At 68.5% G+C, this 10,730-nt stretch carries 12 protein-coding genes and 1 pseudogene; 5 read left to right on the forward strand and 8 right to left on the reverse strand.

Annotated features, from left to right (window positions below; genetic code table 11):
* Nucleotides 1-30: 30 nt before the first annotated feature.
* From NA8_RS27740 to cofD, 8 genes are all read right to left on the reverse strand, one after another.
* The gene (locus NA8_RS27740; RefSeq protein WP_063053287.1) at nt 31-1,188 is read right to left on the reverse strand and encodes an alkane 1-monooxygenase; all 1,158 of its coding nucleotides are present in this window, start codon (nt 1,186-1,188) and stop codon (nt 31-33) included.
* A 170-nt stretch (nt 1,189-1,358) separates the two neighbouring features.
* Nucleotides 1,359-1,979, reverse strand: a complete 621-nt coding sequence (locus NA8_RS27745) for a TetR/AcrR family transcriptional regulator (protein WP_063053288.1) — start codon at nt 1,977-1,979, stop codon at nt 1,359-1,361.
* 40 nt (nt 1,980-2,019) lie between these two features.
* Nucleotides 2,020-2,202 (reverse strand): rubredoxin, encoded by a 183-nt coding sequence (locus tag NA8_RS27750; protein ID WP_040869242.1) that lies wholly within the window; start codon nt 2,200-2,202, stop codon nt 2,020-2,022.
* Nucleotides 2,199-2,372, reverse strand: a complete 174-nt coding sequence (locus NA8_RS27755; RefSeq protein ID WP_063053289.1) for a rubredoxin — start codon at nt 2,370-2,372, stop codon at nt 2,199-2,201. The genes NA8_RS27750 and NA8_RS27755 overlap by 4 nt, the downstream gene beginning before the upstream one ends.
* A 70-nt stretch (nt 2,373-2,442) precedes the next feature.
* Complete coding sequence (locus NA8_RS27760) at nt 2,443-3,690, reverse strand: alkane 1-monooxygenase (protein WP_063053300.1); 1,248 nt, start codon at nt 3,688-3,690, stop codon at nt 2,443-2,445.
* Between the two features lie 179 nt (nt 3,691-3,869).
* Nucleotides 3,870-4,388, reverse strand: coding sequence for an NUDIX hydrolase (locus NA8_RS27765; protein WP_063053290.1), 519 nt, complete (start codon nt 4,386-4,388; stop codon nt 3,870-3,872).
* Nucleotides 4,389-4,425: 37 nt separating this feature from the next.
* A complete protein-coding gene (locus NA8_RS27770) occupies nt 4,426-5,772 on the reverse strand; it encodes a coenzyme F420-0:L-glutamate ligase (protein ID WP_063053291.1) in 1,347 nt (448 codons plus the stop codon).
* On the reverse strand, nt 5,769-6,767 hold the full coding sequence (gene cofD, locus NA8_RS27775; RefSeq protein WP_063053292.1) for a 2-phospho-L-lactate transferase: 999 nt from the start codon (nt 6,765-6,767) through the stop codon (nt 5,769-5,771). The genes NA8_RS27770 and cofD overlap by 4 nt, the downstream gene beginning before the upstream one ends.
* 492 nt (nt 6,768-7,259) lie before the next feature.
* On the opposite strand from cofD, the gene NA8_RS27780 reads away from it, so the two are divergent.
* The 5 genes and pseudogenes from NA8_RS27780 to NA8_RS27800 form a co-directional block, all read left to right on the forward strand.
* Nucleotides 7,260-7,493, forward strand: a complete 234-nt coding sequence (locus tag NA8_RS27780; RefSeq protein WP_029901515.1) for a WhiB family transcriptional regulator — start codon at nt 7,260-7,262, stop codon at nt 7,491-7,493.
* A 123-nt stretch (nt 7,494-7,616) separates the two neighbouring features.
* Nucleotides 7,617-8,096: a metallopeptidase family protein gene (locus tag NA8_RS27785; protein ID WP_168434228.1), complete on the forward strand. Its 480-nt coding sequence runs from the start codon at nt 7,617-7,619 to the stop codon at nt 8,094-8,096.
* A 306-nt stretch (nt 8,097-8,402) separates the two neighbouring features.
* On the forward strand, nt 8,403-8,783 hold the full coding sequence (locus tag NA8_RS27790) for a DUF3499 domain-containing protein (RefSeq protein WP_040869368.1): 381 nt from the start codon (nt 8,403-8,405) through the stop codon (nt 8,781-8,783).
* Between the two features lie 51 nt (nt 8,784-8,834).
* On the forward strand, nt 8,835-10,211 hold the full coding sequence (locus NA8_RS27795) for a phosphomannomutase/phosphoglucomutase (protein WP_063053293.1): 1,377 nt from the start codon (nt 8,835-8,837) through the stop codon (nt 10,209-10,211).
* Nucleotides 10,212-10,329: 118 nt separating this feature from the next.
* Nucleotides 10,330-10,730: pseudogene (locus tag NA8_RS27800) on the forward strand (tobH protein); the annotation flags it as partial.

The raw sequence follows: 10,730 nt of genomic DNA on the forward strand, positions 1-10,730 counted from the left end.
CGGGGTCGCGCCGGGGCACCGATGCGACCGTTACGCGGCGACCCCGCGGGCCGCCAGGATGCGGCGGCGCTTGCGCGGCTGGATGTTCGCCAGTGTGATGTCGCCGCCATAGTGGGCGAGGACGCGATCGTCCATCATCCAGCGCCACAACGGCGGGATGGCGGCCAGCACGATCATGGCGGCATAACCCGCGGGCAGTTGCGGGGCCTGTTCGGAGGTCCGCAGCGTCTGGTAGCGACGGCCGGGATTGGCGTGGTGATCGCTGTGGCGCTGCAGGTGGAACAGGAAGATGTTGGTGACCAGATGGTCGCTGTTCCAGCTGTCGCGCGGCGAGCAGCGGGCGTACCTGCCGTTCGGGCGGCGCGCCCGCAACAGGCCGTAGTGCTCGACATAGTTCACCGTCTCCAGCAGGCCGAAGCCGATCACGGCCTGCAACAGCAGCCAGGGCAGCACTTGGTAGCCGAACGCCGCGATCAGGGAGCCGAACAGCACCAGCGTCATCGACCAGGCTTGCAGGATGTGGTTGTGCACGCTCCACCAGCCCTTGCCCTTGCGCGCGAGCCGTTCGCGCTCGAGGGCGATGGCGGAGCGGAAACTGCCGGACACGCTGCGGGGCAGGAACTCCCACAGCGACTCGCCCAGCCGGGCGCTGGCCGGATCCTCCGGGGTGGCCACGCGCACGTGGTGACCGCGGTTGTGCTCGACGAAGAAGTGCCCGTAACCGGACTGGGCGAGCGCGATCTTGGCCAGCCAGCGCTCCATGTGCTCGACCCGGTGGCCGAGTTCGTGGGCGGCGTTGATGCCGATTCCGCTGACGAATCCGAGGGTGGTGGCCAGACCGAACTTGTCGACCGTGCTCAGTTCGTCGCCGGCCCACATGTAACTCGCGATGACCAAGCCGATCAGCTGGACCGGGAGCATCAGATAGGTGCACCACCGGTAGTACCGGTCGTTGGACAACAGCTCGTAGTCCTCGTCCCTGGGGTTGCTTCCGTCCACGCCGACCGCCCAGTCCAGCACCGGGATGACGATCAGCACGATGATCGGGCCGATCCACCAGAAGACCGCGGAGCCGGTGTGCAGCACCAGTTGTGACGGCAGCAATGCCGACGAGGGCGCGAGCAAGCCGAGAACCCACAGATGGCGTTTGGGATCAGCCGATCCCGTCGGTTTGCCAACCGTTTGCACTTTTGCTCCACTCAGAGAAGACCCGAACACCGTCGCCTGAGAATACTTCGTGAGTTGTGGTCCGTTACAACGATGCCGTCGGTTGAAACGTGATCGCTATTACAAGCCGGGCAGTCTGTTTTCAATGTGCTGCATATGCGCCAGGTCGCGAGCAGGTTGCCCGTCAGGGCTCAGCTCTGCACCCGCGCGGCGAGGATCGCTTCGACGTAAGGGCTCAGCAGCGCGCTCAGCTCCGCGGGCGCGTCGCGCCCCGGACCAGGCGGAGTGGGAATGTAGCTGAGGGCGATTCGCACCAGCGCGTGCGCGATGACGTCCGATTCGGCCGCCGTCGACGCCACCCAGCTGTACTGGAAGGCACGCGACAGCCGCACGGTCGCGTGCTCCAGCAACGGCCCCGCGTCGAGCGTGATCAGGCGCAGCAGATCCAGCTTGACCTCGCCCGCGACCAGCGACTGCACCAGTGGGTCGGACGCCGCGTCGAACAAGAAGTTCGTTATCCCGTCGCGGAAAGCCGCGCGAACGTCACCGACGTTGCCGTTGATGGCGGCGTCGACGTGGTCGACCAGGAAGTCGGCCAAGCGCAACGCGTATGCCTGGGTGAGTCCGCTGCGCGAGCCGAATTCGTTGTACAGCGTCTGCCTGCTCACGCCGGCCCTGGCCGCGACGTCACCGAGCGTGATCTTGGACCAATCCCGCTCGGTGAGCAGCTCGCGCATCGCGTCCAGGACCGACGTCCGCAGCAGGTCCCGCGCGGCCTCCTGGTAGGGAATCCTGGTTCCGTTCCGCGGCATACCCGCGACACTGTCACGGGCGCCTGCCGCAGTCAAAATCTCACGACCGTTCGATTTCGACCATGAAGAAATCCGCCTTGGCGGCGCCGCAGTCCGGACAGGTCCAGTCGTCGGGGATGTCGTCCCAGCGGGTCCCCGGGGCGATGCCGTCCTCCGGCCAGCCCTCGGCTTCGTCGTACTCGAAGCCACACTGGATGCACTGATACAGCTTGTACTCGGTCATCTCGTTGTCTCCATCGGCTCGAAGTCGATCTTCTCCCGCACGCCGCAATCCGGACAGCACCAGTCGTCCGGCACCGCCTCCCACCGGGTGCCCGGCGGAAAGCCCTCATGCGGAGCGCCTTTCGCTTCGTCGAAGACGTAGTCGCAGACCGGGCAGCGATACGCGCTCACGCCGTCTCCTTTCGGACACAGACGGAGCCCTCCGCGGTGGTCATTCGCCGCCACCTCCGGCCTCGGACGCTCATGCCGTGGCCTTTCCCGCCTGAGCGGCGCCGTAACGCGCCAGCACCTTGTCCCGCTTGCCCGGATCTATGTTGGCGCGGGTGATGTCGCCGTCGTAGTGCGCGAGCACCCGCTTGTCCATGACACGACGCCACAGCGGCGGGAAGTAGGCGAGCAGGATCATGCTGGCGTAGCCGCTCGGCAGGTTCGGCGCACCGTCCCAGCTGCGCAACGTCTGGTAGCGCCGGGTGGGGTAGGCGTGATGGTCGCTGTGCCGCTGCAGGTGGTACAGGAAGATGTTGGTGACGATGTGGTCGCTGTTCCAGCTGTGCACCGGGGCGGGCCGCTCGTACCGGCCGCTCGCCGTGCGCTGCCGCACCAGGCCGTAGTGCTCCAGGTAGTTGACCGCCTCCAGCAGGCTGAAGCCCACCACCGCCTGCAGGATCAGGTACGGCAGCAGCTCGACGCCGAACACCGCGACCAGGACCGCGAACAGCGCCGCCGACATCAGCCAGGCGCTGAGCACTTCGTTGCGCAGGCTCCACGGCTTCTTGCCGAGCCGCTCCAGCCGGGCCTTCTCCAGATTCCAGGACGATTTCAGGCTGCCCCACACGGTGCGCGGCCAGAAGGCCCAGAACGTCTCGCCCACCCGGGAACTCGCCGGATCCTCGGGCGTCGCGACGCGCACGTGGTGGCCGCGATTGTGCTCGATGTAGAAGTGCCCGTAGCAGGACTGGGCCAGCGCGATGCGCGACAGCCAGCGCTCCAGGTCGACCTTCTTGTGGCCGAGTTCGTGCGCGGTGTTGATGCCGATGCCGCCGATCATGCCCACGGTGATCGCCAGGCCGATCTTGTCCACCACGTGCAGCCCACCGTCGATGCCGAGCCAGCTCACATGGTCGGCGGTGATCAGATAGGCCGCCATCACCAGCGCGGCGTACTGGAACGGCAGGTACAGGTAGGTGAGATAGCGGTAGTACTTGTCGTTCTCCAGGTACTCCATCACCTCGTCGGGCGGATTGTCGCCGTCCGGGCCGAAGAAGACGTCCGCGATCGGGATCAGCACGTAGATCAGAATCGGCCCGAGCCAGAACGGCACCTGCGCGAGGCGATGCCAGCCGAGTTCGTTCAATGCCCAGATCAGCGGCAGGCCGATGGTGAACAGGCCGGTCGGGGCGAACAACCCCCACAGCCACATATAACGCTTGCGGTCCCGCCAGGCCGGCACCTCGACCGGCTGCGCGGACATGTCGGCGTACGTCGACATCGTCGTCTCCATTCCGAACGGCGCGTCAGCTGTGACGCGCATTACCTCTCTTATGGACGATAGAGGCACATTTGTCGCATGTCTAGACAAATCAGATAATTTGTAAACTCCCTTGAATGCCGGAAGCCCCGGCCGGATCTGCATCCGGCCGGGGCTCGGGTGGAACTGACGCGGCTAGTTCACCGCAGCAGGACGTCGGCGTCGGCGGGTAGGGCGTCTACCGGCCACCAGCGCAGATCGGTGGATTCGTGGCTGCGCACCGGGATCGCGCCCGCGGGGGCGGTGATGCGGAACAGGAGGTCCAAGTGCCTGGTGGGCGTACCGAGCGAACAGGTGATGGGGTGCGCCTGCGCGCCGTAGAGGCCCGGATGCAGGCGCAGGTCCGCGATGCCGGACTCCTCGGTCGCTTCGCGCAGCGCGGCGCCCGCGATCGTCTCGTCCCGCTCCTCACAGTGGCCGCCGAGCTGGATCCAGCGCCCGACCCGCGGATGCAGGGTGAGCAACACCTCACGACCGTCGTGGGAGAACACGACCGCGGAGGCGGTGATGTGCCCCGGCGCGTGCTCACGCAGGCAGCCACGCGGTGCGGAGCCGAGGAAGGCCAGCATCGCCTCGCGCAGCGAGCGCTCCGGATCGGTCGCGGGACCCCAGGTCGCGAGCAGCTCGGTCGCCGAGGCGTGCAACGATTCCGCGCTCACCGGTGACCCGCCGTGGCGCCGAGGGCGATCCGTCCGATCACAGCTCGACCAGCCCGGAACCCGCACCGGGCGCCTGGCGCGGGCTCAGCTCCTCGAGTGGATGGCCGATGGCGACGGCGCCCAGCGGACTCCAGTCCTCGGCCAGGCCGAGAACCTCACGGGTGACCTCCGGCGCGAAGATCGTCGACCCGATCCAGCAGCTGCCGATTCCCTCGGTGGCCAAGGCGACCAGCAGCCCCTGCACCGCGGCGCCCACCGCGACCGTGAACATGGTGCGCTCGTCGGCCCGCCTGCGCTCGTCCGGGTAGTCGTGCGCGCCGTCCGGCACGCAGAACGGAATGATCACCTCGGGTGCGTCGAACAGGATGCGCCCCCGCGCGACCCGGCGCTCGATCCGCTCCGGCGACAGGCCGTCCGCGGTCAGATCCGCGCGCCACTTCCGCGCCATCGCCTCGAGCAGTCGCGTGCGCAGCTCCGGCGTACGCAGCCACACGAACCGCACAGGCCGTGTGTGGTGCGGAGCGGGCGCGGTCAGCGCGATCGACACCGCCGAACGGATCCGCTCCGGATCGACGGGCGCGTCGGAGAACTGCCGGATCGAGCGACGCAGCAGGATCGCCTCCCTGCGACCGCGTTCGATCGCCTCCGCGGTGCCCAGCCAGAACAGATCGTCGGTGCCGCCGCGGAGCAGATCGGTGGCGGCGGAGCCGTCATCGACGATCGGCAGCCCGCGCACCACGGCCACCGGGACACCGCCGAGCTTGCCCTTGACCAAGTCCGCTGCCGCGGCCAGTTCGTCGGCCACGGCCACTTGGGTGACGAACAGCTCGTTGCCCTGGCCGTCGACCGCACCCGCGTAGTCGTGCAGCACCCGCAGGCCCGCGGCGCCGATGGCGGCGTCGGTCTGGCCGTTGCGCCAGGCGCGGCCCATCGTGTCGGTGACGACCACCGCGACTGTCACGCCCAGTCGCTCGGCGAGCGCTGCGCGCAGTGCCTTGGCGCTGGCGTCGGGATCGGTGGGCAGCAGCACGAGTTCGCCCTGTTCGACGTTCGAGCCGTCGACACCGGAGGCCGCCTGCACGATCCCCAGCTTGTTCTCGGTGATCAGCGTGCGCCCCCGGCGCGCGAGCACCCGCACCGCCTCCTGGTCGACGAGCCCGCGCCGCACGGCATCGCGCTCCTCGCGGTCCAACGGCGCTTCCACGATGCGGCCCTCGACCTTGGCGACGATCTTGCTGGTGACCACCAGCACGTCACCGTCGGCGAGCCAGGGCGCGCAGCGGGCGATCTGCTCGGCGAGGTCGTCGCCGGGGCGGAACTCGGGCAGCCCGGTGACGGGCAGGATGCGCAGCTCTGTGGCCGCGTGGTCGATCGATGCGCTCACAGGGCGACTCCAGCGAGATCCAGCGCCTGACGCACCATTTCGGCGGTGGTGGGCGGGTCGGTCATCAACAAGGGCACGCTGCGTACCTCCACTCCCGGCACCTCGGCGGTGTCGGTGCTGTGGATCAGCCAGCCGTCCAGGATTCCGGTGGCCGAGCGGGCGCCGTAGTGCCGGCCGATCGCCTCGGCCGTGGTTTCCACGCCGATCACCGACAGGCATTCGTCGGCCATACCGCGCAACGGCTTCCCGTCGATCACACCGGACACGCCGATCACCTTGGCCGGGGTGGTGCGCAGCGCGCCGCGAATGCCGGGCACGGCGAGGATGGCGCCGATGCTCACGACGGGGTTCGACGGAGCGAGGAGAACCACGTCGGCGGATTCTATGATATCGATCACATTTGGGGCAGGTTTGGCTTCATCGGCGCCAATTGTGGCGAATCCATGGGTGTCGACGTTCGCGCGGTAGCGAACCCACCACTCTTGAAAATGGATCGCGCGCCGTTCGCCAGGGTTGTCCGGATCGGTCACCACGACATGCGTTTCGCAGCGATCGTCGGTTGCCGGGATCAGTTTCACACCGGGCTGCCACCTGTTGCACAGCGCCTCGGTCACCGTCGATAGCCGGTATCCGGCGCGCAACATTTCGGTACGGATCAGATGCGTGGCGATATCGCGGTCCCCCAAGCCGAACCAGTCCGGCTGGGCCCGATACTTCGCGAGCTCCTCCTTGGCGTGCCAGGTTTCGCCGACGCGACCCCAGCCGCGCTCGGTATCGATGCCTCCACCGAGGGTATACATGCAGGTGTCGAGGTCGGGGCAGATCCGAAGGCCGTGCATCCAGACGTCGTCGCCGACGTTGACGATCGCGGAGACGTCCGCCTCGGGCAGCAGCTCCCGGACGCCCTGAAGGAAACGCGCGCCACCGACGCCGCCGACCAGCACGGCGACCCGGGGTCCGTTCGCGGGTGTGGCGTCCGCTTGTTGTCCAGTCACATCCGCACAGCCTATGCGCTGGCGTGGCGACTCCCGTTCGCGGCAAATTTGCTGTTTATTTGCTATTGCAGATCACAGGATCGTCTCGGAATGCGGCTGCGGATAGTAACGGAATAGCGACGGCGGCTTGACCATCGACGCGTCCGGCGTGTCTAATCACAGTCATGTCATTCCGGGTTCGCGCGAGAGATCAACGCGCGAACGGTATTTCGAACACCTGTTCGCATCGGTGTGACAAGCTCGGGGACGTCCGCGGGACAACGTCGCGGGGTATGGCCGTCGGTGCATGTGTTGGTCCGACGGAAAGAATCATTCTGCGCTAACACACAGTGAGGAGGCGGAGCGATGGCCAACGAGATGGTCTCGCCGACCGATTCCACAGCAGGCGCAGCACGTGGCGTCTGCGCAGACAACGGCGGCTGGAAGGACCAAGAGGGGGGTGACGGAGTCACGACGCCCCGGCTCAGCCTGGTCGTGACCGGCTTCGACGAGATGTTCGAATCCATCGAGGAGCAGTGGCAGGAGCGCGCCCTGTGCGCGCAGACCGATCCGGAGGCGTTCTTCCCCGAGAAGGGCGGCTCCACCCGTGAGGCCAAACGGATCTGCATGGGCTGCGAGGTACGCGACGAGTGCCTGGAGTACGCGCTCGCGCACGATGAGCGCTTCGGCATCTGGGGCGGCCTCTCCGAGCGGGAGCGCCGCCGCCTCAAGCGCGGCATCGGCTGACAGACGTACGCGGCGTCCGGAGCCGCCCGCACACCAGGGCGCTCCGGGCGCGCGCGACACGACCGAAGTTCTCCCACCGCCTCGGTGCGGACGGCCGCGGCCCGCTGGCCTAGATTTTGTCTCATGGCACGTTCCCGTAAGCGTCGACCGCCCACCGCGCGGTCGGTGATCCGCCGTGGCCGCGGAGTACGCGGGCCGATGCTGCCACCCACCGTTCCCGCTTGGCGGACCCGCGGCCAGAAGTTCGACCGGCTGGTGCTGGAGGCGTTCGCCCCCTTGGACTCCCGCTGGCACGACCGGCTCACCAAACTCGACATCGCGGTCGACGACGTTCCGAAAATTCGTCCGCTGCACCCCGATTCGGTCACCTGGCCGGACGAGGTGGTCGCCGACGGCCCGGTCCCGCTCTCCCGGCTCATCCCGGCGGGCGTCGACCGGCACGGCGCGGCGACCAGGGCGCGGGTGGTGCTGTTCCGCAAGCCGCTCGAACTACGCGCCAGCGACCCCGACGATCTGGTGGATCTGCTGCGCGAAGTGCTGGTCCAGCAGGTCGCGACCTACCTGGGTGTCGACCCGGACGTGATCGATCCGGAAGCCGAGTGAGTCGCACCCATCCGCCCGGCGGCAGTCCTCGAATGCCGTTGCGGGGCAAGCGCAGGCACGGGCACGTGTAGGCCGGCCGGTCGCTGGGTACTCCCGCACTTCCACTCCGCGACCGACCACTCGCGCGCGTGTCCGGGACACCGATGCCCGCGCGTCCGGGGACGTCGTCCACATCGCCGCGGTGCGCGTCGCGCGCACTGCGGAACGCTGTGCTGCCCTCGTTTCGCGGCATGCGGGCCGAGATTCCTCGAGCGTGTCTGTCCCCATCGACGCGCCAGGGGGGTTACTCTCATCGGCGTGATTCCCATGCGTCGTTGCTGCCGTCCAGGCTGCAAGAATCCGGCCGTCGCGACGCTCACCTATGTGTACTCGGACTCGACGGCAGTGGTCGGACCACTCGCGACGGTCGCCGAACCGCACTCCTGGGATCTCTGCGAAACGCACGGCTCACGCATCACCGCTCCGAAAGGCTGGGAACTGGTTCGCCACGAAGGCGGATTCTCCTCCAGCACACCGGACGACGACGATCTGACCGCGCTCGCCGAGGCGGTGCGGGAGGCCGGGCTGCGCCGTCGCCCGCCGGAGCGCGAGCAGCGCGGCTACCACGACTACTCTCCCCCGCCGCCGCGTACCACGCGAACGGGTCGCCGCGGCCATCTGCGCGTCCTGCCCGACCCGCCGTCCTGATCGACGAGGACGGTGTCGGACCGGTACGGCGCAACCACTAGGGTGTTGGGCATGACAGTCGCCCGCTCTGCCGAATTCGTGAACGCGGTGATCAAGGCCTACGACGTTCGCGGTGTGGTCGGTGAACAGATCGACGCGGAATTCGTCAGGGACGTCGGCGCGTCCTTCGCCCGGCTGATGCGCGCCGAGGGCGCGCACCGGATCGTCATCGGACACGACATGCGCGACTCCTCACCCGAGCTGTCGGCCGCCTTCGCCGACGGCGCGCTCGGCCAGGGCCTGGACGTGGTGCACATCGGCCTCGCCTCCACCGATCAGCTGTACTTCGCTTCCGGCCGCCTGGACTGCCCGGGCGCGATGTTCACCGCCAGTCACAACCCGGCCCGGTACAACGGCATCAAGCTGTGCCGCGCCAAAGCCCTTCCGGTCGGCCAGGACACCGGTCTGGCCACCATCAAGAACGAGCTGATCGAGGGCGTGCCCGCGTACGCGGGCGAGCGCGGCGCCGCGACCGAGGTGGACCTGCTGGCCGAATACGCGCAGTTCCTGCGCGGCCTGGTCGAACTCGGCGGCATCCGGCCCCTCACCATCGCGGTGGACGCGGGCAACGGCATGGGCGGGCACACGGTGCCCGCGGTGCTGGGCGCGCTGCCCCAGGTGAAGATCGTGCCGTTGTACTTCGAGCTGGACGGCAACTTCCCGAACCACGAGGCCAACCCGCTCGACCCGGCGAACCTGGTGGACCTGCAGAAGCTGGTCCGCGAATCCGGCGCGGACATCGGCTTGGCCTTCGACGGCGATGCCGATCGCTGCTTCGTGGTCGACGAGAAGGGCGAGCCGGTGTCGCCCTCGGCGATCACCGCCCTGGTCGCCGAGCGCGAGCTGGGCAAGGAGCCCGGCGCGGTGATCATCCACAATTTGATCACCTCCCGCGCGGTGCCCGAGCTGGTGCACGAGCTGGGCGGGACGCCGGTGCGCACCCGGGTCGGCCACTCGTTCATCAAGCAGGAGATGGCCGCCACCGGAGCGGTGTTCGGCGGCGAGCACTCCGCGCACTACTACTTCCGCGACTTCTGGGGCGCCGACTCCGGGATGCTCGCCGCGCTGCACGTGCTGGCCGCGCTCGGCGAAAAGGACCGGCCGGTGTCGGAACTGATGGCGTCCTACGCGACCTACGCCGCATCCGGCGAGATCAACTCCACCGTGGCCGACGCCGCGGCGCGGACGTCGGCCGTGGTGGACGCCTTCGCGGACCGGGCGCACTCGGTGGACCGGCTGGACGGGGTGACCGTGCAGCTGGCCGACAACGCCTGGTTCAACCTGCGCGCGTCGAACACCGAGCCGTTGCTCCGGCTGAATGTCGAGGCCCGATCGGCGGAGGAAGTAGACGCACTCGTGACCGAGATCCTGAGCATCGTGCGCTCCTGACTGGAATAGTGGAATCACAGGCCTTGGATTCGCCCGGCTCGGTCTCGGTGTGGCAGCTGGACCGGGTGGGCGCGGGGGCGGAAAAGATACAGCGCGATGAGGGGAGGTGGGACGCCCGATGATCGCTGGAACACCGGTGCTCGACCTCGACGATGCCGCTTCACTCGAGGCCGCCGACGCAGGCGGCGCCCTTCGCTCGGCCGCCTCGGGCGGCGCCCAGGTGCGCGCTACCGCGGCCGCCGTGGGTGAGCACGCGCTCGCCCGATTGGCCGATCTGCGGCCACGCAGCGTGGTGCTGGTCTCCGGTTCCGGACGTGCCGCGCGTGCCGCGGGACTGCTCGTGGCCGCGCTCGGGGACCGCGCGGGCCTGCCCGTCGTGCCCGCCGCAGCCCTCCCGCCGTGGGTGGGGCCGCTGGACGTAGTCCTGGTCTCCGGCGACGACGCGGGTGATCCCCGCCTGATCGATGCCGTCGACCGGGCGCTGCGCCGCGGCGCCGAGGTGGTCGTCGCCGCGCCGCA

It is taken from the genome of Nocardia arthritidis NBRC 100137 (assembly GCF_001612765.1).
Lineage (GTDB): Bacteria > Actinomycetota > Actinomycetes > Mycobacteriales > Mycobacteriaceae > Nocardia > Nocardia arthritidis.